This window comes from Mycoplana rhizolycopersici (genome assembly GCF_013378445.1).
Lineage (GTDB): Bacteria > Pseudomonadota > Alphaproteobacteria > Rhizobiales > Rhizobiaceae > Mycoplana > Mycoplana rhizolycopersici.
This window is the reverse complement of the sequence record NZ_JABXYK010000001.1, coordinates 411,287-433,574: the sequence shown is the minus strand read 5'-3', so window position 1 is coordinate 433,574 and position 22,288 is coordinate 411,287. Positions and strand designations below refer to the sequence as shown.

The following is a 22,288-nucleotide window of genomic DNA, read 5'->3' as shown; positions in this document are numbered from 1 at the left end:
CATCGTGCCGGGCTGTTCGCATGGCGGAGGCTTTCCTGAGCGGAGAGCAGCCAGGATCCGAATCTATGGCGAAGTCAGTAGAAGACGTGGATCGGCCAGGCAGGGAACTGGCGGGTGGGACTTCCCTGCCCGTCGGCGGGTTTCAGGAAATCCAGAAGCCCCTTCTTGCGGGCTGGCTTTTCCGTGGTGTCGCCCTTCCGGCGTTCGCTGCCATCGGAAGCGCAGTCATCGACCGAATGCGGAGAGAAATAGCCGAGCGTCATTCCACCCATATAGAACATGCGCCAACTCCTGATCATCCCCGGCCGTTAACGACCGTGAAGTAATCATGGCGGAATCGTGACGCATGTCAATAGTCTATAGATTTAGTGCTCTAACCGACTGCGGGCTCCGGTCTAGGCCTGCTGGCCAACGGCCCTCTTTTCAGGGACGTCGTCCTCGATAAGCCCGGAAGTGCCGGGAGAAGCAACGAACTGCTCGAGCGTCATATTGTCGAGAATGGAAGCAATGGCGTCGCGCACGTCGGTCATGGCGCGGCGGACCTGACAGGCTGCCGGGTCCGCGCAATCGTCACAAGCCTCGTAAGCCGTGCGGCTGGCGCAGCGAATCGGTGCCAACGGCCCGTCCAGCACGCGGATGGCATGACCGATCCGGATCGCGGATGCGGGATGAGACAGGGCGTATCCGCCTCCCGGGCCCTTCTTGGAGCGCAGGATGCCGGCATTGCGAAGCTCGAGCAGGATGGTGTCGAGAAACTTCTTCGGAATGTTGTTGCGGAGCGCAATTTCACTGACGAAGGCGGTTTCGCCAGGGGCCAGGCGCGCCAGATCGACCAGAGCCTTCAGCCCGTACTTGCCCTTCTTTGTCAGCATGTCATTCTGCTTTCCAGTTGCAAAAACGGCGCCGTCAGGTCCGCCCAAGGGGGGCGCCCCGATCAAAAAAATCACCCGCCTGTCGGTGAGATCGAACGCCCGCCACCCATACGGATGATTCCGACGCATTTTAGGCACGCAAGTGCTAAAATCATATAAAAAAGGTATACTTTATTCGCGAACGGCAATGCAAGGCGGCGGATTGCCCCGAATCGTATTTCGCGCACCGAATTAGAGCCGACGTTGCCGATTGGCAACCGACCGGAGCACTCGGAAGAGCATTCAGGCCCGCCCGGCTCCTTCCCGGGATGCATGCGCGAGATGCCGCCGGCGCAACTCGGCCTGGACCTCGTCCTGAAAGTCCAGCACCTGCAGACGCATTTCCGCCTCGTCGCAGCCTAGCGCCAGCAGTTCTTGGGCAAGCCGGCGGCATTCGGCACGCCAGTAGTGCAGCGCGGGTTCGCCATGCAGGGTTTCCAGTTCGGCGGCGCAGCGCCGAACGACGCCCGTCCGCCGGGCGATCGGAAACGGTACCGTAGCCCTGTTAGACGTCAGGCCGGCGTTGGCAGATGCTGCGCTCATGAATGCTGTCCCCTCGTATGCGATCGATCCTGCATACCGGGCGCATGGTTAACGTCAGGTTTCCATTGCGGTATTGCTGTTCCGCTTGGTGACGGAAGCACAAGCGTCCTCCGTCCGAAGGTCATAGCTGCGCTTCAGAGCAATGCCGTCGGAGAGCCCGGCGCACCGTTGTCCTTGACCGCCTGCATCACCACGAAAGTGGAGGTATTGGAGACGTTCGGCAGGCTGGAGATCTTTTCGCCCAGCACTTCGCGATAGCGTCGGATGTCGGGAGTCCTGACCTTCAGGAGATAGTCGAACGAGCCGGCTATCATGTGGCATTCCTCGACCTCCTGGATGCGGCGGACGGCGCTGTTGAACGCTTCCAGCGCCTTCTCCCGCGTGTCCGACAGCTTCACTTCGGCAAAGGCGATGTGGTCGAGGCCGAGCTTGCGCAGGTTGATCTCGGCATGGAAGCCGAGGATGAAGCCATCCTCAATCAGTCGCTTCAACCGCGCCTGGCAGGGCGTCTTTGACAATCCCACCCGCTTGGACAACTCTGTCACGGAGATCCGTCCGTCCTGACTGAGCACGTCGAGGATGCGAATATCAAATTGGTCCAAATCGTCGATAGTCTGCAACTTCGTCATTCATTCGGTCTCGATTATGGTCGTAAAATAGTTTGATCGGACTAAAATTGGAAGAAATCAAGTCAACATGATTTCTTCGCCGGTGCTAACATTCACGGGCTGCGAAACGAGGCGCCGGAGGGCCGGCTTATCGGCGTGGCCCGTCCGGGCGACCGGTTGAAACGCCCCATCATTCACGAGCGCGTCACCATGACCAACACCTCCCCCTCCCCGAAGAATGCCGGCGTGGCCGGCGACCGTCGCCCCTTTGCCGATTTCGCCCCGCCGATCCGTCCGCAAGGCGTGCTGCGCCAGGCGATCACGGCCGCCTACCGCCTTCCCGAGGCCGAAGCGGTCGCCGCCCTGCTTGAAAGCGCCACGCTTGCGCCGGAGCAGCGCAATGCCGTAGGCGCCACGGCACGCAAGCTGATCTCGGCGTTGCGCGCCAAGCACAAGGGCACCGGCGTCGAGGGGCTGGTGCACGAATATTCGCTGTCGAGCCAGGAAGGCGTGGCGCTGATGTGCCTTGCCGAAGCGCTGCTCCGCATTCCCGACACGGCGACCCGCGACGCGCTGATTCGCGACAAGATCGCCGACGGCGACTGGAAGTCGCATATCGGTGGCGGCCGCTCGCTGTTCGTCAATGCCGCGACCTGGGGACTTGTCGTGACCGGAAAGCTGACGGGAACGGTCAACGACCGCAGCCTGTCGGCGGCACTGACCCGGCTGATCGCCCGCTGCGGCGAACCGGTGATCCGTCGGGGCGTCGACATGGCGATGCGGATGATGGGCGAGCAGTTCGTCACCGGCGAAACGATCGACGAGGCGCTGAACCGCTCGCGCGCCCTGGAGCAGAAGGGTTTTCGCTATTCCTATGACATGCTGGGCGAGGCCGCGACGACCGCTGCCGATGCCGAGCGGTACTATCGCGACTACGAGAATGCCATCCATGCGATCGGCAAGGCATCGGCCGGCCGTGGCATCTACGAAGGCCCCGGCATCTCGATCAAGCTTTCGGCGCTGCATCCGCGTTACGTGCGCGCGCAGGCCGATCGCGTCATGGTCGAACTGCTGCCCAAGGTGAAGGCGCTGGCGCTGCTGTCCAAGACCTATGACATCGGCCTCAACATCGATGCGGAAGAGGCGGACCGGCTGGAGCTGTCGCTCGACCTGCTCGAAAGCCTGTGCACCGATCCGGATCTTTCCGGCTGGAACGGCATGGGCTTTGTCGTCCAGGCCTATGGCAAGCGTTGCCCGTTCGTGCTCGATTTCATCATCGACCTTGCCCGCCGCTCGGGCCGGCGTATCATGGTGCGCCTTGTCAAGGGCGCCTACTGGGATGCGGAGATCAAGCGTGCCCAGGTGGACGGGCTCTCAGACTTCCCTGTCTATACCCGCAAGATCCACACCGACGTCTCCTACATTGCCTGCGCGCGCAAGCTTTTGGCCGCGACCGACGTGATCTTTCCGCAGTTCGCCACCCACAATGCCCAGACGCTGGCAACGATCTATCACCTTGCCGGTCCAGACTTTTCCGTCGGCAAATACGAGTTCCAGTGCCTGCACGGCATGGGCGAGCCGCTCTATGACGAGGTCGTCGGTCGCGGCAATCTCGACCGTCCCTGCCGCATCTATGCCCCTGTCGGCACGCACGAGACGCTGCTGGCCTATCTCGTCCGGCGCCTGCTGGAAAACGGCGCCAATTCCTCGTTCGTCAACCGCATCGCCGATCCCGCCGTATCGATCGACGACCTCATCGCCGACCCGGCCGAAGTGGTCCGCTCGATGGCGGTCGTCGGTGCCCGTCACGATCAGATCGCGCTGCCGGCAAATCTCTACGGCGTCCGCCGCAATTCCGACGGTCTCGATCTTTCAAACGAGACGACGCTGTCGGCGCTTTGCGATGCGCTGGAAGCGAGTGCTGCCGTTGCCTGGAAGGCAGAGCCGCAGCTGGCGGACGGTATCGCCGGCGGTGAGACCCGCCCGGTCGTCAATCCTGGCGACAACGGCGATATCGTCGGCCATGTCACCGAAGCCTCCGACGAAACGGCGCGCAAGGCCGCAACGCTGGCCGCTGCCGCTGCTCCCCGCTGGGCGGCCGTTTCCCCTGCGGAGCGGGCGGCCTGCCTGGAGCGGGCGGCAGACGCCATGCAGGCGCGCATGCCGACGCTGCTCGGGCTGATCGTTCGCGAGGCGGGCAAGTCGCTGCCGAACGCGATCGCCGAGGTGCGCGAGGCGATCGACTTCCTGCGCTACTACGCCGAACAGGCACGCCGCACGCTCGGCCCGGCGCATGCGCCGCTCGGCCCGGTCGTCTGCATCAGCCCGTGGAACTTCCCGCTGGCGATCTTCACCGGACAGATCGCAGCCGCACTCGTCACCGGCAATCCGGTGCTGGCGAAGCCGGCGGAAGAAACGCCGCTGATTGCCGCCGAAGGGGTACGGCTGCTGCACGAGGCCGGTGTTCCGGCCGAAGCACTGCAGCTGCTTCCGGGCGACGGTCGTGTCGGGGCCGCACTCGTCGCGGCGCCCGAAACCGCAGGCGTCATGTTCACCGGTTCGACCGAGGTCGCCCGGCTGATCCAGGCGCAGCTTGCCGGCCGCCTCTCCGCCGACGGCAAGCCGATCCCGCTGATCGCCGAGACCGGCGGCCAGAATGCCATGATCGTCGATTCGTCGGCACTGGCCGAACAGGTCGTCTTCGACGTGATCGCATCGGCCTTCGACAGCGCCGGACAGCGCTGCTCGGCGCTGCGCGTCCTCTGCCTGCAGGAAGACGTGGCCGACCGCACGCTCGGCATGCTGAAGGGAGCGCTGCACGAGCTCACCATCGGCCGGACGGACAAGCTCTCCGTCGATATCGGCCCCGTGATCACCGGCGAGGCGAAGGGCATCATCGAAGGCCATATCGAAGGCATGCGCAGCAAGGGCCGCAAGGTCGAGCAGATCGAACTCGCCGCCGAGACGGCCAAGGGCACATTCGTGCCGCCGACGATCATCGAGCTTGGCGGTATCTCCGAGCTTAAGCGCGAGGTGTTCGGTCCCGTCCTGCACGTCATCCGCTTCAAGCGCGAGAACCTCGACCGGCTGATCGACGAGATCAACGCCACCGGCTACGGTCTCACCTTCGGTCTGCACACCCGTCTCGACGAGACGATCGCCCATGTCACGAGCCGGGTGAAGGTCGGCAACGTCTACGTCAACCGCAACGTTATCGGGGCGGTCGTCGGCGTCCAGCCGTTCGGCGGACGCGGGCTGTCCGGCACCGGCCCGAAGGCTGGTGGTCCGCTCTATCTCGGACGCCTCGTCAAAACCGCGCCGATCCCGCCGCAGCACAGCTCGGTGCACACCGATCCGGCGCTGACGGATTTCGCCAATTGGCTCGGCATGCGCGGCATGAATGCCCAGGCGCAGGCCGCGCGCGATACGGGCAGCGCGTCTGCGCTCGGCCTGGACATCGAACTGCCCGGCCCGGTCGGCGAACGCAACCTCTATGCGCTGCACCCGCGCGGCCAGGTGCTGCTCGTCCCGCAGACCGAGATGGGCCTTTACAGCCAGATCGTCGCAGCGCTCGCCACCGGCAACCGTGCCGTCATCGATGCGGCTTCAGGCTTGCAGGCATCGCTGAAGGATCTTCCCGCAAGTGTTGCCGCCAGGGTTGCATGGTCGAACGACTGGGCGAAGAGCGGTCCCTTTGCCGGTGCCCTCGTGGAGGGCGATGCGGAACGGGTTCGCGCGGCAAATGAAAAGATCGCCGTCCTGCCCGGCCCGCTGGTGCTGGTACAGGCCGCATCCACGGAGGCGATCCTGGCCGGAAATGCGGAAGCCTACTGCCTCAACTGGCTGCTGGAAGAGGTCTCCACCTCGATCAACACCACGGCCGCCGGCGGCAATGCCAGCCTGATGGCGATCGGCTGATATCGGCTGATGAATCTCGCGGGTGCCGGACCAGTGTGTCGGCGCCCGCAGCTATCCGTGAGCCAAGATTTTTCGGCCGCAGCCGGAAGCGTCCAAACACTCCGCCAAGTGCGGTAGATCGTTCCTACCCGGCGGTCGCGTCGGCACTGGCCTCGATGCGTTCCATATCGTCGTCGGACAGGCCGAAATGATGGCCGATCTCGTGGATCAGGACATGCGTGATGATGTCGCCCAGCGTTTCCTCGTTCTCGGCCCAGTAATCGATGATCGGACGGCGGTAGAGCGTGATGCGGTTGGGCATCTCGCCCGTCTCGACGGTAAAGCGCTCCGAGATCCCGCGTCCCTCGAACAGGCCGAGCAGGTCGAAAGGCGTTTCAAGCGCCATGTCCTCGAAAACGTCGTCGCCCGGAAAATCGGAAATCTCGATAATCAGGTTGCCGGTGAGTGCGCGAAACTCGTCTGGCAAATTGCCATAGGCCTCTACAGCCAGCGACTCGAACGTGCTGATCGTCGGGGCGTGGCGGTTCTGCCAATCTTCTGTCTGGTCTACGCGGGCCATGAGCACTCCTTTATGCGTCATATAGCACTTCGCGAACGCATTTCGAGTGATGAATTCCGGCGCCGCCGCTCAAGGCTTCGTGTAAGGGAAGGCCCGACATTCTTTCGGCGACGAGACGACGGCACGAAAACGTCGATCTTGCGCGGTCAGATCGAGGCTAGGATAGCTATCGCGCGCAACGCTCCTGTTGCACCGTTAGCGCTGGCGCAGGGCCGTGACCTCGATCTCGATCAGCATTTCCGGCTTGATCAGGCCGCAGACGACCATGGTTGCGGCAGGGCGGATCTCGCCGAACGCTTCGCCGAGGATCGGGAAGACGGTGTCGGCGAAGGATGCGTCGGTGACGTAGTAGTGGCAGCGCACGGCGTCGGCGAGCGAAAAGCCCGCCTCCTCAAGTGCCTTGCGGATGGTCGACAGACAGTTGCGGGTCTGCTCCTCGACGCTGTCCGGCATCTTCATCGTGGCATAGTCGTAACCGGTCGTGCCGGAAACGAAGCACCAGTCGCCCTGCACCACCGCCCGCGAATAGCCGGCGGTGCGTTCGAAGGGCGACCCGGAAGAGATCAGGCGTCGCATGCTCGCAACCTCGCTCAGGCCCAGGGGCGCGCCGCTGCTGCCGCGTTCTCGTAGGCGTCGATGGACGCCGCTTTCTCGAGCGTCAGTCCGATGTCGTCGAGGCCGTTCAGCAGGCAGTGGCGGCGGAAGGCGTCAATCTCGAACGAAATCTTGCCGCCATCGGGGCCGGAGATCTCCTGTGCCTCGAGGTCGACCGTCAGAACGGCGTTGGAGCCGCGGCTGGCGTCGTCCATCAGCTTTTCAAGGTTTTCGGGGCTGACGACGATCGGCAGGATGCCGTTCTTGAAACAGTTGTTGTAGAAGATGTCGGCAAACGAGGTCGAGATCACGCAGCGGATGCCGAAGTCGAGGAGGGCCCAGGGCGCATGCTCGCGGGAAGAGCCGCAGCCGAAGTTGTCGCCGGCGACGAGGATGCTGGCGTTCTGGTAGGCGGGCTTGTTCAGAACGAAGTCCTGATTGAGCGAGCCGTCTTCGTTGTAGCGCGCTTCGGCGAAAAGACCCGTGCCGAGCCCGGTGCGCTTGATGGTCTTCAGGTAGTCCTTCGGGATGATCATGTCCGTGTCGATATTGACCACGGGCAGCGGCGCGGCGACGCCGGTCAGCTTGACGAACTTGTCCATGACGTGAACCTCGATTGCGATACTTTATCGTTCCGGGCCTGCGTTTAGATCAGTTTCGCCGGGAAATGAAGGAGAATCTTGCGTAGCGGAAGCTGCAAACGACCGAATCTTGCCCGTGGCGCGGCCACAGGTTGCGCGCAACGTCCGTGCGTCCGTTCCTCAGAGGTCGATGATCGTTCCGCGACCGTCGTTCCAGATGCGAGGTTCGCGCTGGCCGGGCTTGCCGGTGCGGGCGTAGCACCTGGCGCGAACCGGCGCCGGCTGCATCTTGGCTGCGATCCAGCTGCCGAACATGATCACGGACGCAATACCGGCAAGCGCAAGCCCGAGGGAGGCTGCGAACACAAGTGTCACGCCGGCGATGACGACGGCCAGGGTGGCGACGAAAATGGAGCGAATGCTGTGCATGATTGGCCCTTTCCTCTATCGTCAATGTGGGCAGCGAATGTGTTCATTGCAAGGCTTTTGCAGTGGCCAGTGTGTCGCACCTCGCGCTGCCACGAATCTGGCCCCGCCGGCGTGCCAATGTGCTTGCCCATCCGGCCGAACCGGGGCAGAAAGGCGAAATGAACACGCCGTTTCGCAATCATCCACTTCGCCTGCGCCGGTCGCTCCTGTCCGTCCCGGCGAGCAATGCCCGGGCGCTGGAAAAATCTGCCACGCTCGCATGCGACGGCATCATCTTCGACCTGGAGGATTCCGTTGCGCCCGAAAGCAAGGCGGCAGCGCGCGAGGCGCTGAAGCAGCATTTCGCCGGCCTCGACCGCGCGTCGCCTGTCGAACGCATCATCCGCATCAATTCGCCGTCCGGCAGTGACGGCCCTGCCGATCTCGAAGCGGTGCTTGCCTGCGGACCGAATGCCGTGCTTCTGCCGAAGGTGTGCGAGCCGCAGGACGTGCTTGCCGTTGCCGACTGGCTGGCAGACCAGGGAGTGGACGACAGCCCCCGGCTGTGGGCGATGATCGAGACGCCGGCGGCGATGCTCAATCTGGCAGCGATCGCGGAAGCGGGGCGCACCAGCGGAGGCCGGCTCGACTGCCTCGTCGTCGGCCTGAACGATCTCAGGCTTGCGACCGGCATTGCCGACGTGCCCGGCAGGCCCTTCCTCGTTCCGCTTCTGATGCAGGTGGTGGTTGCGGCGCGCGCTTCCGGGCTCGACGTGATCGACAGTGTCCATAATGGCTTTGCCGACATTGGAGCCTTCGGCGCAGAGTGTGAGCAGGGCCGGCAGATGGGCTTTGACGGCAAGATGCTGATCCATCCGGCGCAGATCGAACCGGCAAACCGTTCCTACGGCATTCAAGATGGGGCGGCAGACGAGGCCCGCGCCATTGTCTCAGCCTTCGCGCGGCCTGAAAATGCAGGCAAGGGTGCGGTCAATCTCGACGGCCGCATGGTGGAACGCCTTCATCTCGACCAGGCCGAGCGCCTGCTTGCCAAGGTCGAACTCATTGCAAAAAAAGAGAACCGCACATGAAAGTCTATCGCTTCCTGACCGGCCCCGACGACGCCTCCTTCTGCCACAAGGTGACGCTGGCCTTGAACAAGGGCTGGTCGCTTCACGGCTCGCCGACCTATGCCTTCAACGCCGAAACGAAGCTGATGCAGTGTGGCCAGGCCGTGGTGAAGCAAGTGGAAGGCAAGGAGTACCATCCGGACATCAAGCTTTCGGAGCAGTGACGGCCGGTAGGGACGGCGCGCGCATCAGCCGGTCCGTTCCTGCTCGAATATGATCCGTGCTTCCAGCCCGCCGGCATGTCCCTCCGGCGGCGAGGCCAGCTCCAGGCGGGCATTCATCTGGGCAAGCAGCCGCTCGGCGATGGATATGCCGAGTCCCGAACCCTTGGCATTGGTCCGGCCGCGGCCGAAGCGCTTGCGGATCATATCCAGCTCCCAATCGGCCAGCAGCGGGCCGCCGTTGATGATGCGGACGGTTCCGTCGTGTTCCAGCCGCACGTCGATCGGATTATCCGGGTCGCCGTGAACAAGGGCGTTTTCGATCAGGTTGCGAAGCGCGATGGCGAAGCCGTCCTCGCTTGCTGGCTTGCGTAGCACAGAGCCTTCGGCGCGATGGAACTGCAGCCGTCCGGCGCCTTCCGGGTGGCGCTGGAAATCGAGGACGACGAGTTCCAGAATGCGGGCGAGATCGACCGGCGCGCCGACGGCGCCGACGCCGGCCTCGGCGCGCGCCAGCTGCAACAGCTTCTCGGCGAGGTGGCTGAGCTTGACGAGCGAGGCCTCGACCTGGCGGGCGCGCGCCTTCCTGGGGCCCCCCGGCAGTTCGTCGATCAGCACCTGGGTTTGTGCCAGCGCGCCGGCGATCGGCGTGCGCAGTTCATGGGCGCTGTTGGCCGTGAACTCCCGCTCGGCCTCCAGCGCCGCCTTCAGCCGGGCGAGGAGCAGGTTCACCGAACGCACGATCGGCAGCAGTTCGCGCGGCATGCCTTCGCGCGCAATCACTGCCAGATTGCCGCCGTCCTTGCTCGCAATGCTCTGGCGCAAGGCGTCGATCGGCTTCAGCGTCCGCCGCACGATGTACCAGACAAGCGCCACGCTGGCAGGCACCAGCAGGAGAACGGGCAGGAACAGCGCCATCGCGCCCTCGAACAGCGCTTCGCGCCGGTTGGCCAGCGCATCCGCGACCTGAAGATAGAGCTTTTCACTGCCTTCGGTCGTGGCCGTATAGAAGCGGTAGTCGGAACCGCGCCAGAAGCCGCGCCTGAGCGGAGCGTCGAACCCGGCCTCCGGCGCATCGTGCGAACGCAGCAGCACGTCGCCCTCCTCGTCGCGCAGCTGGTAGATCAGGTATTCCTCGCCCGTTGCCGGCACGACGCCTTCAAAGCGGCGGTTCGAACCCGGTTCGTCGCCTCTTTCGACATCGTTGACCACCAGGATCAGCAGCCGCTCGGCCGTTTCCTGCAGCGAGCTGTCGAAAATCTCGCCGAATTCGTCCTGCATGACCATCGCGCCAAGTGCGGCGGCGAGCAGCCAGAAGCCCGCCAGCGCCCCGGACAATGCCAGCGTCAGCCTGCGGGTGATGCTGCGTTCGCTCATGCCTGCATTCCGAGGCGGTAGCCGACCCCGCGGACGGTCAAAATATGGTCGTGCCCCAGCTTCTTGCGAACACGGCTGACATAGACCTCGACGGTGTTGCTTTCGATCTCGGAGCCGAACGCATAGAGCGCTTCCTCGATCTGCCCTTTCGAGACTGTGGCGCCGGGCCGGGCCAGCAGGACGTCGAGGACGGCCCATTCCCGGCCCGAAAGCACAACCTCGCGGCCGTCCGTGACGATCCGCCGGTCCGCGGGGCCGATCTCCAGTGCGCCCAGCCGGATCACGGGGGAGGGATTGCCGCCATAGCGGCGCGCCACCGCAAGCATCCGCGCCGACAATTCGCCGAGATTGAAGGGTTTGACGAGGTAGTCGTCGGCACCGCTGTTCAGTCCCTCGATGCGGTCTGAAATCTGGTCATGCGCGGTCAGGATGATGACGGGCGTCTTGCTGCCGGCCTCGCGCAGCGCCTTGAGAAAGGCGATGCCGCTGCCGTCAGGAAGGCGCAGGTCCAGCAGGATCAGGCCGTAGTTGACCGCCTTTGCTGCCGCGCGCGCATCTTCGAGTTGCCGGACCCAGTCGACCGCGTGGCCATTCGCTGCGACATGGTCGCGGACGGCTTCGCCGAGAATGGCATCGTCTTCGATCAAAAGTACGCGCACGCCGCCCTCTTCCTGGAGCGCACGCGAATTGCCGGCGCTTCCGTGGTCATCGTCACGATTTTCGTGGATGCAATCAAGTCGCCGCCCATCGCTTGCCAGCGCGATCAGGTTGCGGATGTGGAGCGGCACCGCGAAAGAACGTCGAGCGCGGGGTCGTAGACGCTTGTCCGGACAGACATCATGCCAAGCACCGTGTGGAAGAGATTGTCGTGTGAGGCGGGCTCGTTCGCCCGCTCCGTGAGGCATGCAAGGTCGACTGCAGCGCGGTCCTTTCCTCCCAGCCACAGAAGGAAGGGAACGTGGGTCTGCACATCGGGAGCGATGATGTAGGGGGCGCCGTGCAGGTAGAGGCCGCTTTCGCCAAGCGATTCGCCGTGGTCCGACATGTACAGCATCGAGCCGTCGATGCTGGCGTCGCGTCGCTTCAGGCCGTCGATGATCGTTGCAAGCACATGGTCGGTGAAGGCGATGGAATTGTCGTAGGCGTTGACGATTTCATCCTGTGTGCAGTCGCCGAGTTCCGCCGTGCGGCAATCGGGCGTGAAGTGACGATAGGCGTCGGGGTAGCGTTCGAAATAGGCAGGCCCGTGGCTGCCGAGCTGGTGGATGACCAGCACGCTGTCCCTCTTCACGCCGTCGAGCCACCCGCCCAGGCGATCGAGCAGGATCGCGTCCGTGCATTCGCCGTCCGCGCAGAAGCGGGGATCGGTGCTGTCAGGCATGAAATGATAGGTCACGCGGTCGGCAACGCCCTTGCTGCCGGTATTGTTGTCCCACCACTCGGCGTCGATGCCCGCATGGGACAGGACGTCCATGAGGTTCTCCGTCTCGAGCCCCTTGCGATGGGTGTAGGTTTCGCGCGTGTAGACGGAGAACATGCAGGGCAGGGACACCGCGGTCGCCGTACCGCAACTGGTCGCGAAGGGAAAATAGACGACGTTGCGCGCCTCCAGCTCAGGATTGGTGGGGCGCCCGTAGCCGCCCAGCGAAAAGTTCTGCGCCCGCGCCGTTTCGCCTGCGACGATCACCAGAACGCGCGGCTTGCCGTCGGGCGGGGCCACGACGCGGGCATCCCTGCCCAACGGCTGGACGACGATGTTTTCCTCGGCGGTCGTGCGCGACACATAGCGCACGCCGCTGACGATCGGGCCGATAGGGTTGAGGCTCGTCAGCCAGTCGCGGTGTTCGCGGCTCGTGCTGATGATCAGTTTCATCTGCGTCAGTGCCGCAACCGTTGCGATCAGCAGCAGCGGAACGACGAATATCAGGTTCCGACGCGCCTTGGCGCGAAAGGCAAGGTGCTCCACCTTCACCCAGAGTATGAGCAGGGATGGCGCCGCGCCGTACAGAACGAGGTGCCAGACGAAGGTGGGCGTGATCAGATTGTCCGCTTCCGCCTGTGTCGTCTCTGCCGCATTGCGGATCATGTCGACGCTGATCACGACGCCGAAGCGGTCCATGAACCACGACGCTCCGGCGCTCGCCAGGACGAGGAAAATGAACAGCGGCTTCGTGACGAAGCGCATGGACAGGGCGATGCAGACTGCAAAGAGCAGGGCGGCAAGGCCAATGCCGAAGACCACCGTGGACTGAATGGTTCCGCTGAAATAGGTGGCAGTCTTCTGCCAGAAGCTGTGGTTTGCAGTCGCGAGGATAAAGCCCGCGACGAGGAAACTGAACGGCACGGCGCCGATGGCCGGACGCCATCCGCCCGCAGAGGGAGCAAGATTGCCCTCACAAGTCGCCATTCCCGTTCCTCTCGATCCGTTTCGATCGCGGACCGGGTGGTCTCGACCCGCGCCTGCATTAGGGCGTGGCCTGCCGCGACAGATATGACATCCGTTGCCGGGTGGCCCGACATTCGGAGGCGAAATCTGTAAGGGGAAGCTGACAGCAGCCTGAACGGCGATGGAGGAGCGTTGGCAGTTGCGACGGCAGGAACGGGCCGATCCTGCACAACGTCGTGTTGCAGCGCAAAAATGCCTTGATTGATCAATTCGTGGGCGGCGTGCGCGCTTGACTCGTTTTTGTGCGAATCCTATGGATTTTTAAACCATTTGGTCAAAGTGAAGGGGAACGAAACATGACGAACAGCCTCCTGATTAGACGCCGCACCGTTCTCGCCGGCGGCCTCGCTCTGAGCGCCAGCGCTTTCCTGCCGCAGGCGCGGGCGCAGGCGCCGCTCAAGGTCGCGGGCATCCATGCTTCCCCTGTCGAAAACGCCTGGAATTCGCGTCTGCACGAGGCGCTGCAGGCGGCAGCCAAGGACGGCGTGATCGAGTACACCTTTTCCGAAGGGGTTTCCGGCACTGACTATCCCCGCGCGATGCGTGAATATGCCGAGCAGGGCAACAAGCTGATCGTTGGCGAATCCTATGCCGTCGAGCGCGAGGCGCGGCAGGTGGCCGCCGACTATCCCGACACGGCCTTCCTGATGGGATCCAGCGGTGAGGCGGCCGGCGACAATTTCGGCGTATTCGGCACCTGGAACCATGACGGCGCGTATCTGGCCGGCATGCTGGCCGGCAAGATGACCAAGTCCGGCGTCGTCGGCTCCGTCGGCGCGATCCCCATTCCTGAGGTCAACATGCTGATCAACGCCTTTGCCGCAGGCGTGAAGGAAGTCAACCCCGACGCCAAGCACCTCGTTTCCTTCATCGGCACGTTCTTCGATCCGCCGAAGGCGCGCGAGGCGGGCCTGGCGCAGATCGACGCCGGCGCCGATATCCTGTTCGGCGAGCGTATCGGCACGGCGGATGCCGCCAAGGAACGCGGCATCAAGTCGGTCGGCTCGCTGCTCGACTATACGCCGCGTTACCCCGATACCGTTTTTGCCAATGCCATGTGGTATTTCCGCCCGATCCTCGATGCGGCCGTCGCCGATGTCAACGCCGGCAAGCCGGTGGGCAAGAGCTACACCGCATTCGGCCTGATGAAGGAAGGCGGCAGCGATATCGTCTACGTCAAGAGCGTGGCGCCGGCCGAGGCGGAAGCGGCGATGGAAGCGCGGCGCGCCGAGATCAAGGCCGGCACCTTCGAAGTGCCGATCATGATGGAAGAGCCGAAGTAAGCAGCGCAAGCCCGTGCCAAGCGTCGAAAGCGAAGCGATCTCGGATGCCACGGCTCTTGCCGGTGCGATCGCCAAAGGTGCGCTTTCGGCGGACCAGGCCATGGAGGCGGCAATCGCTGCCGCTTCCAGCCATGCCGGGCTTGGCGCGATCTGCCGGCTGGAAACCGACCAGGGTCGTGCCACAGCGGCAGCGCTCGAACAGGAGCGGATCGTCGATCCCGATCGTTTCGCGGAGCGCCCCTTTGCCGGCGTTCCGACGCTGGCAAAGGATCTCGGTGGCCCCTTCGCCGGATTTCCCGTGCGCGCCGGGTCGCGCATGCTGGACGGCAGGCTCGATTCCACGATGGATTCGGATCTTGCGGGGCGTTTCCGTGATGCCGGCTTTGCCCTGTTCGGGCTGACCACCACCCCGGAATTCGGCCTGTCGCTGTCAAGCGAGCCGGTGCGCGGACCGATCTGCCGCAACCCGCTCGATCCCCGGCTGACCGCCGGCGGGTCCTCGGGCGGCGCTGCTGCGGCTGTCGCGGCAGGGATCGTTTCGATCGCGCATGCCACCGATGCGGGCGGATCGATCCGCGTGCCGGCGGCCTGTTGCGGGCTTGTCGGGCTGAAGCCGACCCGCGGTGCCATCCCCGGCGGGCCGCTCTTCGGCAATCATCTCGGCGGCATCGTCGGTGAACTGGCCATCTGCCGTTCGGTTCGCGACAGCCGGATGATCTTCGAGGCGGTGCGCGGCAGGGCGAGAGGACCTTTCGCCGACCCAGCCGAAGCCGCTCCCGTCACGGGTCGCCTGCGGGTGGGCGTGTTGGCCGAGACCGGTTTGGAGTTTCCGACCGATCCAGCGCGCAGCGGGGCGGTTCTGGAGGCAGCAGGCGCGCTCGAGAGAGCCGGCCACACGGTCGCGCGCCTTAACTGGTCCGACTTCGCTCCGTTGGTTTCCGCCTCCTCGGCCATCTTTGCGGACATCATTTCGGTCAACCTCGCCTTACTGGTGGATACGCTATCGCTCGATCCCGGCCATGCCGAACCGCTGACCGCCGCCTTCGTCGAAAGAGGGCGGAGGATATCGGCGGCTGCCCTCTGGACTTCGCTCGATGCTGCGGTGCATGTGAGCCACAAGACTTGGGCGCTGTTTGACAGCCTGGACTGCCTATTGATGCCGATGCTCGCCACTGCTCCCCTGCCGATCGGATCCTTCCCGTCCGATCACGACGATACCGACCTGCACCTCAGGCGCATGACTGCCTTCGCGCCACTCGCCGGCCTTGCCAACATCTCCGGCTTTCCGGCATTGACCCTTCCCTTCGGCGCGGATACCGAAGGCCTTCCGCTGCCGGTCCAGCTGATGGCGCCGATGGGGGCGGAGGGGCTTCTCCTGTCGCTTGCCGCCCGCCTGGAGGCAGAAGGACGCTGGCAGCATTGCTTTCCCGTTTCGGGGCTTGCCGCATGACCAACGAAACGCGCGTTATTCCCGTCCTCGAACTCTCGCACATCAGCAAGCGGTTCGGCCCGATCGTCGCCAATGACGACATCTCGATCTCTCTGAGGCGCGGCGAGTTGCTGGCGCTGCTCGGCGAAAACGGTGCCGGCAAGACGACGCTGATGAGCATCCTCTTCGGTCACTACACACCGGACGAGGGCACGGTCCGCGTCGACGGCGTCGAGCTGCCGCAAGGCCGCCCGCGCGCGGCCATTCAGGCCGGCGTGGGCATGGTGCACCAGCATTTCTCGCTGGCTCCGAACTTGACAGTTCTCGAAAACGTCATGACCGGCACGGAGCCGCTGTGGTCGCTGCGCTCGGGCACCGCCGCTGCCCGCCGCAAGCTTCTGGCGATCGCCGAGCGCTTCGGCCTTGCCGTCGATCCCGACGCCCGCCTCGGGGATCTCTCCGTGGGCGAGCAGCAGCGGGTCGAAATCCTCAAGGCGCTCTACAACGATGCGCGGATCCTGATCCTCGACGAACCGACCGCCGTGCTGACCAATATCGAGGCAGAACGGTTGTTCAGCACGTTGCGCGAGATGGCGCGACAGGGGCTGTCGCTGATCTTCATTTCGCACAAGCTCGACGAGGTGATGGCAGCGGCCGACCGGATCGTCGTCCTGCGTGGCGGCGAGGTGGCAGCCGAGCGCAAGGCGTCCGAGACAAACAAGGCGGAGCTTGCCGAACTCATGGTCGGCCATCGCGTCACGCGGCCAAAGCGCGAGGCGGCGACACCCGGCGAGATCGTGTTCGAAGCATCTCGACTGACGGTATCGAGCGGCGGCATCGAGCGGCTGAAGGAGATCGACTTCTTCCTGCGCGAGGGCGAGACGCTCGGCATCATCGGCGTTTCGGGCAATGGCCAGGCGTCACTGTCGCAACTGATGAGCGGGCTGGCAAAGCCCGCGGCCGGCGAAATGCGGCTCTTCGGCGAGCCGGTCACGGCCCTCGACGTTCACGATCTCGTCGAGGCGGGCATCGGCCGCATTCCGGAGGATCGCCACAAGCAGGGCGCCATCGGCGAGATGGCGATCTGGGAAAACGCAGTGCTGGAACGCATCCGCCAGCCGCTGTTCTCGCGCCGCGGCATCGTGAACCGTGCGGCCGGCCAGGCCTTCGCCGCCACGATTATCGAGGAGTTCGACGTGCGTGGCGGCACACCCGCGAGCCGTACCCGGCTTCTTTCCGGCGGCAACATGCAAAAGCTGATCCTCGGCCGGAACCTTTATCGCCGCCCACGCATCCTGATCGCCTCCCAGCCGACGCGCGGGCTGGATGAGGGGGCCGTGGCGGCCGTCCACGCGCGCATCCTCGAGGCAAGGAAGCAGGGCACCGCCGTGCTCCTCATCTCCGAGGATCTCGACGAGGTGATCGGCCTTGCCGACCGTATCCAGGCGATCGCCAAGGGCCGGCTGTCTGCCCCGATCGCCGCAGAGCATGCCGATCCGCGCCGGCTCGGCCTGATGATGTCCGGGGACTGGACTTCCGGCGATGGCGTCTCCGGCGAAGGAAATTCCCATGCGTCTTGAACGCCGCGAACACCGGCCGCTCGTCCTCGTCGTGCTGTCTCCGATCCTTGCGGTGGTGGCGGCGCTTGCCATTGCCGGCATCCTGATCGCCGCCGCCGGGGCGCCGGTGCTGGAGGCCTATGGCCGCATCCTGACGGGCGCTTTCGGTACCCGGCTGGCCGCGACCGAGACGTTGACGCGGGCGACACCGCTGATGCTGACCGGGCTCGCGGCGGCGGTAGCCTTCCGGGCGCGGCTCTGGAACATCGGCGCCGAGGGGCAGTTCTACCTCGGCGCAATCATGGTCGCCGCACTGGGCTCGAGTGTTCTCTCCAGCCTGCCGGGGCCGGTGCTGATACCGCTTCTGTTTGCCGCCGGCGCGATTGCCGGCATGGCGCTGATGCTGGTGCCGCTGTGGCTGCGGCTGCGCTTCTCGGTCGATGAGGTGGTGACCAGCCTGCTTTTGAATTTCGTGGCGGTGCTGTTCGTCTCGATGATGATCGACGGGCCGCTGAAGGACCCGCTCGCCTTCGGCTGGCCGCAGTCGATGCCGGTGGCCGAGCACACGCTGCTGCCGAAACTGATCGAGCGCTCGCGCCTGCACATCGGGCTGGTGGTCGCGATCGTCGCAGCGCTGCTGGTCTATCTGTTGCAGGCGCGCACCGTCTTCGGGCTGCAATCGCGGGCTGCCGGCCTCAACCCGGAGGGCGCGGTCTTCGCCGGCGTGCCGCTCGGCCGCACGCTGGTCAAGGTCACCTGCCTGTCGGGCGGGCTTGCAGGTCTTGCCGGCGCGATCGAAGTCATGGGCGTGAAAAGCTATGTAACGACCGATCTTTCGCCGGGTTACGGCTATGCCGGCATCATCGTCGCGATGCTCGCCAACCTAAACCCGCTCGGGGTGATCGCGGCTGCGCTCTTTACCGCCACGATGTTCGTCGGTGCGGACGGGATGAGCCGGGCGATGGGCATTCCCACCTACATTGCCGACGTAACGGTGGCGCTGTCGCTGCTGACCATGCTCGTCGCCATCTTCTTCACCCAGTACAGGATCCGCCGATGAGTGCGTTTTTGGATATCATCGCCTCTGCGGGTCTCTGGGCGGCAGTGCTGCGCATCGCCACGCCGCTGATCTTTGGCACGCTCGGCGCGCTGCTTTCCGAGCGCTCGGGCGTGCTCAACCTCGGCATCGAGGGGATCATGACCTTCGGTGCCATGATCGGCTGGCTCGCGGTGTTCAACGGCGCGGACCTGTGGACGGGCATGCTGGTGGCGGCGCTGTCGGGCGCGCTGTTCGGACTGGTGCATGCGGCGATGACCGTGTCCCTCGGCCTGTCGCAGCACGTGACCGGCCTCGGCATTACCTTGTTTGCCTCGTCGCTCAGCTACTACATCTTCCGTCTGGCGGTGCCGCTCGCCTCCACGCCGCCGACCGTGACGCCGTTCCAACCGATCTCGGTCCCGGGCCTCTCCGACCTGCCCTTCATCGGGCCGGCGCTGTTCACGCAGACGCTGCCGACGTATCTTTCGATCGTCATCGCACTGCTTCTTGCCTACATTGTCTACCGCACACCGCTGGGGCTTGCGCTGCGGATGAGCGGGGAAAACCCACATGCGGCCGAGGCGCAGGGCGTCGATCCGATCAAGGTGCGCTACGGCGCCATCATGGCCGGCAGTGCGCTGATGGCGATGGGCGGGGCGTTCCTGACGCTGTCGGCCTTCAACAGCTTCTTCCCGACCATGGTGCAGGGGCGCGGCTGGATCTGCATTGCGCTTGTCGTCTTCGCCTCGTGGCGGCCGGGCCGGGCGCTGTTCGGCGCGCTGCTGTTTGCCTTCTTCGACGCCTTCCAGCTCAGGCTGCAAACCGTTCTGGGCAACGTGCCGTACCAGATCTTCCTGATGATGCCCTATATTCTCTCGATCGCCGCACTCGCCGTGATGGCGCGTCGCGCCCGCGTGCCGCAGGCGCTGATGCAGCCATACCGGCGCGGCGAGCGGTAGCCTTTCCCGTCCCGCAATTTGCTTCAGGTGACCAAATGTTCGATGTGCTGATCAAGAACGCCAATCTCCCCGATGGCCGCGAGGGCATCGACATTGCCATCAAGGACGGCAAGATCGTCGAGGTCGCGCAGGGGATCGAAGCGGAGGCGGGCGAGGTGATCGACGCCAGCGGCCGGCTGGTGACGCCGCCCTTCGTCGATCCGCATTTCCACATGGATGCGACGCTGTCGCTCGGCCTGCCGCGCATGAACGTCTCCGGCACGCTGCTGGAAGGGATTTCGCTCTGGGGCGAATTGCGGCCGACGCTGACGCGCGAGGCGCTGGTGGAGCGGGCGTTGCGCTACTGCGACCTCGCGGTAAGCCAGGGCCTGCTTGCGATCCGCAGCCACGTCGATACCAGCGACCCGAAGCTGGTGACGGCCGAAGCGCTGATCGAGGTGCGCGAGAAGGTGGCGCCCTATATCGATCTGCAACTCGTGGCCTTTCCGCAGGACGGCTACTACCGTGCCGAGGGGGGCGTGGAATCGCTGAACCGGGCGCTCGACATGGGTCTCGACATCGTTGGCGGCATACCGCATTTCGAGCGGACGATGGCCGACGGTGCTGCTTCCGTGTCGGCGCTGTGCAAGATCGCCGCCGATCGCGGCCTGCCAGTCGACATGCATTGCGACGAGACCGATGATCCGATGTCGCGCCATATCGAGACGCTTGCCGCGGAGACGGTGCGCTTCGGGCTGAAGGGACGCGTTGCCGGCTCGCACCTTACCTCGATGCATTCGATGGACAACTACTATGTCTCCAAGCTGATCCCGCTGATGGCGGAAGCCGAGATCAACGTGATCCCCAATCCGCTGATCAACATAATGCTGCAGGGCCGGCACGATACCTATCCGAAGCGGCGTGGCATGACGCGGGTGCGCGAACTGATGGAGGCCGGGCTGAACGTTTCCTTCGGGCACGACTGCGTCATGGATCCCTGGTACTCGATGGGCTCGGCCGACATGCTGGAGGTGGGCCACATGGCGATCCACGTCGCCCAGATGGCCGGTATCGAGGACAAGAGGAAGATCTTTGACGCGCTTACCGTCAATTCGGCCAGGACCATGGGGCTGGACGGTTACGGTATAGCGAAAGGCTGCAACGCCGACCTCGTGATCCTGCAGGCGCGCGATCCGCAGGAGGCGCTGCGATTGAAGGCGAACAGGCTCGCCGTCATGCGTCGCGGCAAGGTTATTGCACGTGCCGCCCCGCGCATCAGCGAGCTGCATCTTGCCGGCCGGCCGGCGACGGTCGATGCCGCAGCCTATGCACCGTTGCGGCTCGGCGCGAACTGACTTGTCCCTGCCCTTCAAGCGCGCGGGCTTCAGTCGAAGTCCGGCGGCCGGCGGTGCTGGAAGAGAAGGGTTTCGATCGCCGAGCGGATCGCGGCGACAACGGCTTCCAAGAAGGGAACCATGTTCAAGGTCTCCTGTGGTCATCCGCCAGTTGCCGGCGGCACGACACCCTGATCGCATGACGAAGCACATCGGCTCAGTTCCCGCGGGGACATCCCGCATGCGCAAATTTCTTTCGTCGCGGCGATTTTCCTTGAACGGAAGTTGCGCTAAGAACCGCGCGACCTGAGTTCCACCGAGCATTCGACAAGGATATCCCATGACAGTGCGCAACCTTTTCCTCCTGCCTGGCGACGGCATCGGCCCGGAAGCCATGGCGGAAGTCCGCAAGATCATCGCCTACATGAACGAAGACAAGGGCGCCGGCTTCGTCGTCGATGAAGGGCTCGTCGGCGGCTCGGCCTATGACGCGCATGGCGCGGCGATTTCGGAAGAGGACATGCAGAAGGCGCTTTCGGCCGATGCCGTCCTGTTCGGTGCTGTCGGCGGGCCGAAGTGGGACGCCGTCCCCTACGAGGTGCGCCCGGAGGCCGGCCTTCTGCGCCTGCGCAAGGATCTCGAACTCTTCGCCAACCTGCGCCCGGCGATCTGCTATCCGGCGCTCGCAGCCGCCTCGTCGCTGAAGCCCGAGCTGGTCGAAGGCCTCGACATCCTGATCGTCCGCGAACTCACGGGCGGCGTCTACTTCGGCGAGCCGAAGGAGATCATCGACCTCGGCAACGGCCAGAAGCGCGGCATCGACACCCAGGTCTACGATACCTATGAAATCGAGCGCATCGCCGGCGTCGCGTTCGAACTGGCGCGTACCCGCAAGAACCACGTCTGCTCCATGGAAAAGCGCAACGTCATGAAGTCGGGCGTTCTGTGGAACCAGGTCGTGACCGAGACACACAAGGCGAAGTACTCGGACGTGCAGCTGGAGCACATGCTGGCTGATGCCGGCGGCATGCAGTTGGTGCGCGCGCCCAAGCAGTTCGACGTGATCGTCACCGACAACCTGTTCGGCGACATGCTTTCCGACGTCGCCGCCATGCTGACCGGCTCGCTCGGCATGCTGCCGTCCGCCTCGCTCGGTGCGCCGGATGCCAAGACCGGCAAGCGCAAGGCGCTCTACGAGCCGGTGCACGGTTCCGCACCTGACATCGCCGGCAAGGGCATCGCCAATCCGATCGCCATGATCGCCTCGTTTGCCATGTGCCTGCGCTATTCCTTCAACCTGGTGCAGGAAGCCGACAATCTGGAGAAGGCGATCGCTAACGTGCTCGATCGCGGCATCCGCACCGGCGACATCATGGCCGAGGGTGCCACGCAGGTCGGAACCGTCGAGATGGGCGATGCCATTCTGGCGGAGTTCAAGACCCTCTAGGTCTGAGCGGTTCACGAGCCTTT

At 64.5% G+C, this 22,288-nt stretch carries 21 protein-coding genes; 10 read left to right on the top strand and 11 right to left on the bottom strand.

Annotation, left to right across the window (positions count from 1 at the left end; genetic code table 11):
• Positions 1-74 precede the first annotated feature (74 nt).
• The 4 genes from HV823_RS01925 to HV823_RS01910 all read right to left on the bottom strand — a co-directional run bounded on the left by HV823_RS01925 (position 75) and on the right by HV823_RS01910 (position 2,083).
• Positions 75-281: a hypothetical protein gene (locus HV823_RS01925; RefSeq protein ID WP_176948055.1), complete on the bottom strand. Its 207-nt coding sequence runs from the start codon at positions 279-281 to the stop codon at positions 75-77.
• 114 nt (positions 282-395) lie between these two features.
• Positions 396-872, bottom strand: coding sequence for an RrF2 family transcriptional regulator (locus HV823_RS01920; RefSeq protein ID WP_176948054.1), 477 nt, complete (start codon positions 870-872; stop codon positions 396-398).
• Between the two features lie 282 nt (positions 873-1,154).
• Positions 1,155-1,454 carry a DUF6074 family protein gene (locus HV823_RS01915; protein WP_176948053.1) on the bottom strand — a complete coding sequence of 100 codons (300 nt, stop codon included), beginning with the start codon at positions 1,452-1,454 and terminating at the stop codon, positions 1,155-1,157.
• 134 nt (positions 1,455-1,588) lie between these two features.
• Complete coding sequence (locus HV823_RS01910) at positions 1,589-2,083, bottom strand: Lrp/AsnC family transcriptional regulator (RefSeq protein ID WP_176948052.1); 495 nt, start codon at positions 2,081-2,083, stop codon at positions 1,589-1,591.
• 189 nt (positions 2,084-2,272) lie between these two features.
• Here HV823_RS01910 and putA point away from each other — a divergent pair, with 189 nt between their 5' ends.
• Entirely contained in the window at positions 2,273-5,980 is a 3,708-nt protein-coding gene (gene putA / locus HV823_RS01905) for a trifunctional transcriptional regulator/proline dehydrogenase/L-glutamate gamma-semialdehyde dehydrogenase (RefSeq protein ID WP_176948051.1), read from the top strand.
• A 124-nt stretch (positions 5,981-6,104) separates the two neighbouring features.
• Here the strand turns inward: putA and HV823_RS01900 are convergent, their stop codons facing one another.
• The 4 genes from HV823_RS01900 to HV823_RS01885 all read right to left on the bottom strand — a co-directional run bounded on the left by HV823_RS01900 (position 6,105) and on the right by HV823_RS01885 (position 8,143).
• The gene (locus HV823_RS01900) at positions 6,105-6,539 is read right to left on the bottom strand and encodes a metallopeptidase family protein (RefSeq protein WP_176948050.1); all 435 of its coding nucleotides are present in this window, start codon (positions 6,537-6,539) and stop codon (positions 6,105-6,107) included.
• A gap of 195 nt (positions 6,540-6,734) precedes the next feature.
• Positions 6,735-7,115, bottom strand: coding sequence for a RidA family protein (locus HV823_RS01895; protein ID WP_176948049.1), 381 nt, complete (start codon positions 7,113-7,115; stop codon positions 6,735-6,737).
• Between the two features lie 14 nt (positions 7,116-7,129).
• Entirely contained in the window at positions 7,130-7,735 is a 606-nt protein-coding gene (gene leuD / locus HV823_RS01890; protein ID WP_176948048.1) for a 3-isopropylmalate dehydratase small subunit, read from the bottom strand.
• A gap of 159 nt (positions 7,736-7,894) precedes the next feature.
• Positions 7,895-8,143, bottom strand: a complete 249-nt coding sequence (locus HV823_RS01885) for a hypothetical protein (protein ID WP_176948047.1) — start codon at positions 8,141-8,143, stop codon at positions 7,895-7,897.
• A 158-nt stretch (positions 8,144-8,301) separates the two neighbouring features.
• On the opposite strand from HV823_RS01885, the gene HV823_RS01880 reads away from it, so the two are divergent.
• On the top strand, positions 8,302-9,213 hold the full coding sequence (locus HV823_RS01880; protein ID WP_176948046.1) for an HpcH/HpaI aldolase/citrate lyase family protein: 912 nt from the start codon (positions 8,302-8,304) through the stop codon (positions 9,211-9,213).
• Complete coding sequence (locus HV823_RS01875) at positions 9,210-9,416, top strand: DUF1737 domain-containing protein (protein WP_176948045.1); 207 nt, start codon at positions 9,210-9,212, stop codon at positions 9,414-9,416. The genes HV823_RS01880 and HV823_RS01875 overlap by 4 nt, the downstream gene beginning before the upstream one ends.
• A 24-nt stretch (positions 9,417-9,440) precedes the next feature.
• On the opposite strand, the gene HV823_RS01870 is transcribed toward HV823_RS01875, so the two are convergent.
• The 3 genes from HV823_RS01870 to HV823_RS01860 form a co-directional block, all read right to left on the bottom strand.
• Positions 9,441-10,790 carry a sensor histidine kinase gene (locus HV823_RS01870; RefSeq protein WP_176948044.1) on the bottom strand — a complete coding sequence of 450 codons (1,350 nt, stop codon included), beginning with the start codon at positions 10,788-10,790 and terminating at the stop codon, positions 9,441-9,443.
• Positions 10,787-11,449: a response regulator gene (locus HV823_RS01865; RefSeq protein ID WP_176948043.1), complete on the bottom strand. Its 663-nt coding sequence runs from the start codon at positions 11,447-11,449 to the stop codon at positions 10,787-10,789. The genes HV823_RS01870 and HV823_RS01865 overlap by 4 nt, the downstream gene beginning before the upstream one ends.
• Positions 11,450-11,553: 104 nt before the next feature.
• Positions 11,554-13,197, bottom strand: a complete 1,644-nt coding sequence (locus HV823_RS01860; protein ID WP_176948042.1) for a phosphoethanolamine transferase — start codon at positions 13,195-13,197, stop codon at positions 11,554-11,556.
• Positions 13,198-13,532: 335 nt separating this feature from the next.
• Between HV823_RS01860 and HV823_RS01855 the strand changes: the two genes are divergently transcribed.
• The 7 genes from HV823_RS01855 (at position 13,533) to leuB (ending at position 22,265) form a co-directional block, all read left to right on the top strand.
• The gene (locus HV823_RS01855; protein ID WP_176948041.1) at positions 13,533-14,519 is read left to right on the top strand and encodes a BMP family protein; all 987 of its coding nucleotides are present in this window, start codon (positions 13,533-13,535) and stop codon (positions 14,517-14,519) included.
• A gap of 13 nt (positions 14,520-14,532) precedes the next feature.
• Complete coding sequence (locus HV823_RS01850; RefSeq protein WP_425487622.1) at positions 14,533-15,969, top strand: amidase; 1,437 nt, start codon at positions 14,533-14,535, stop codon at positions 15,967-15,969.
• Entirely contained in the window at positions 15,966-17,528 is a 1,563-nt protein-coding gene (locus tag HV823_RS01845) for an ABC transporter ATP-binding protein (protein WP_176948040.1), read from the top strand. Before HV823_RS01850 ends, HV823_RS01845 begins: the two co-directional genes overlap by 4 nt.
• On the top strand, positions 17,518-18,567 hold the full coding sequence (locus HV823_RS01840) for an ABC transporter permease (RefSeq protein WP_176948039.1): 1,050 nt from the start codon (positions 17,518-17,520) through the stop codon (positions 18,565-18,567). Before HV823_RS01845 ends, HV823_RS01840 begins: the two co-directional genes overlap by 11 nt.
• Complete coding sequence (locus HV823_RS01835) at positions 18,564-19,505, top strand: ABC transporter permease (RefSeq protein ID WP_176948038.1); 942 nt, start codon at positions 18,564-18,566, stop codon at positions 19,503-19,505. The genes HV823_RS01840 and HV823_RS01835 overlap by 4 nt, the downstream gene beginning before the upstream one ends.
• Positions 19,506-19,540: 35 nt before the next feature.
• On the top strand, positions 19,541-20,839 hold the full coding sequence (locus HV823_RS01830; RefSeq protein WP_176948037.1) for an amidohydrolase family protein: 1,299 nt from the start codon (positions 19,541-19,543) through the stop codon (positions 20,837-20,839).
• Between the two features lie 319 nt (positions 20,840-21,158).
• On the top strand, positions 21,159-22,265 hold the full coding sequence (gene leuB, locus HV823_RS01825; protein WP_176948036.1) for a 3-isopropylmalate dehydrogenase: 1,107 nt from the start codon (positions 21,159-21,161) through the stop codon (positions 22,263-22,265).
• The last annotated feature ends 23 nt before the right edge of the window (positions 22,266-22,288 follow it).

What these genes read in the sequence shown, in the direction of transcription:
- HV823_RS01885 (WP_176948047.1), bottom strand. Translation starts at nt 8,143, where the DNA reads ATGCACAGCATTCGCTCCATTTTCGTCGCCACCCTGGCCGTCGTCATC.
- HV823_RS01845 (WP_176948040.1), top strand. Translation starts at nt 15,966, where the DNA reads ATGACCAACGAAACGCGCGTTATTCCCGTCCTCGAACTCTCGCACATC.
- HV823_RS01875 (WP_176948045.1), top strand. Translation starts at nt 9,210, where the DNA reads ATGAAAGTCTATCGCTTCCTGACCGGCCCCGACGACGCCTCCTTCTGC.
- HV823_RS01910 (WP_176948052.1), bottom strand. Translation starts at nt 2,083, where the DNA reads ATGACGAAGTTGCAGACTATCGACGATTTGGACCAATTTGATATTCGC.
- HV823_RS01840 (WP_176948039.1), top strand. Translation starts at nt 17,518, where the DNA reads ATGCGTCTTGAACGCCGCGAACACCGGCCGCTCGTCCTCGTCGTGCTG.
- putA (WP_176948051.1), top strand. Translation starts at nt 2,273, where the DNA reads ATGACCAACACCTCCCCCTCCCCGAAGAATGCCGGCGTGGCCGGCGAC.
- HV823_RS01915 (WP_176948053.1), bottom strand. Translation starts at nt 1,454, where the DNA reads ATGAGCGCAGCATCTGCCAACGCCGGCCTGACGTCTAACAGGGCTACG.
- HV823_RS01835 (WP_176948038.1), top strand. Translation starts at nt 18,564, where the DNA reads ATGAGTGCGTTTTTGGATATCATCGCCTCTGCGGGTCTCTGGGCGGCA.
- HV823_RS01860 (WP_176948042.1), bottom strand. Translation starts at nt 13,197, where the DNA reads ATGGCGACTTGTGAGGGCAATCTTGCTCCCTCTGCGGGCGGATGGCGT.
- HV823_RS01895 (WP_176948049.1), bottom strand. Translation starts at nt 7,115, where the DNA reads ATGCGACGCCTGATCTCTTCCGGGTCGCCCTTCGAACGCACCGCCGGC.
- leuB (WP_176948036.1), top strand. Translation starts at nt 21,159, where the DNA reads ATGACAGTGCGCAACCTTTTCCTCCTGCCTGGCGACGGCATCGGCCCG.
- HV823_RS01880 (WP_176948046.1), top strand. Translation starts at nt 8,302, where the DNA reads ATGAACACGCCGTTTCGCAATCATCCACTTCGCCTGCGCCGGTCGCTC.
- HV823_RS01855 (WP_176948041.1), top strand. Translation starts at nt 13,533, where the DNA reads ATGACGAACAGCCTCCTGATTAGACGCCGCACCGTTCTCGCCGGCGGC.
- HV823_RS01925 (WP_176948055.1), bottom strand. Translation starts at nt 281, where the DNA reads ATGTTCTATATGGGTGGAATGACGCTCGGCTATTTCTCTCCGCATTCG.
- leuD (WP_176948048.1), bottom strand. Translation starts at nt 7,735, where the DNA reads ATGGACAAGTTCGTCAAGCTGACCGGCGTCGCCGCGCCGCTGCCCGTG.
- HV823_RS01920 (WP_176948054.1), bottom strand. Translation starts at nt 872, where the DNA reads ATGCTGACAAAGAAGGGCAAGTACGGGCTGAAGGCTCTGGTCGATCTG.
- HV823_RS01870 (WP_176948044.1), bottom strand. Translation starts at nt 10,790, where the DNA reads ATGAGCGAACGCAGCATCACCCGCAGGCTGACGCTGGCATTGTCCGGG.
- HV823_RS01830 (WP_176948037.1), top strand. Translation starts at nt 19,541, where the DNA reads ATGTTCGATGTGCTGATCAAGAACGCCAATCTCCCCGATGGCCGCGAG.
- HV823_RS01900 (WP_176948050.1), bottom strand. Translation starts at nt 6,539, where the DNA reads ATGGCCCGCGTAGACCAGACAGAAGATTGGCAGAACCGCCACGCCCCG.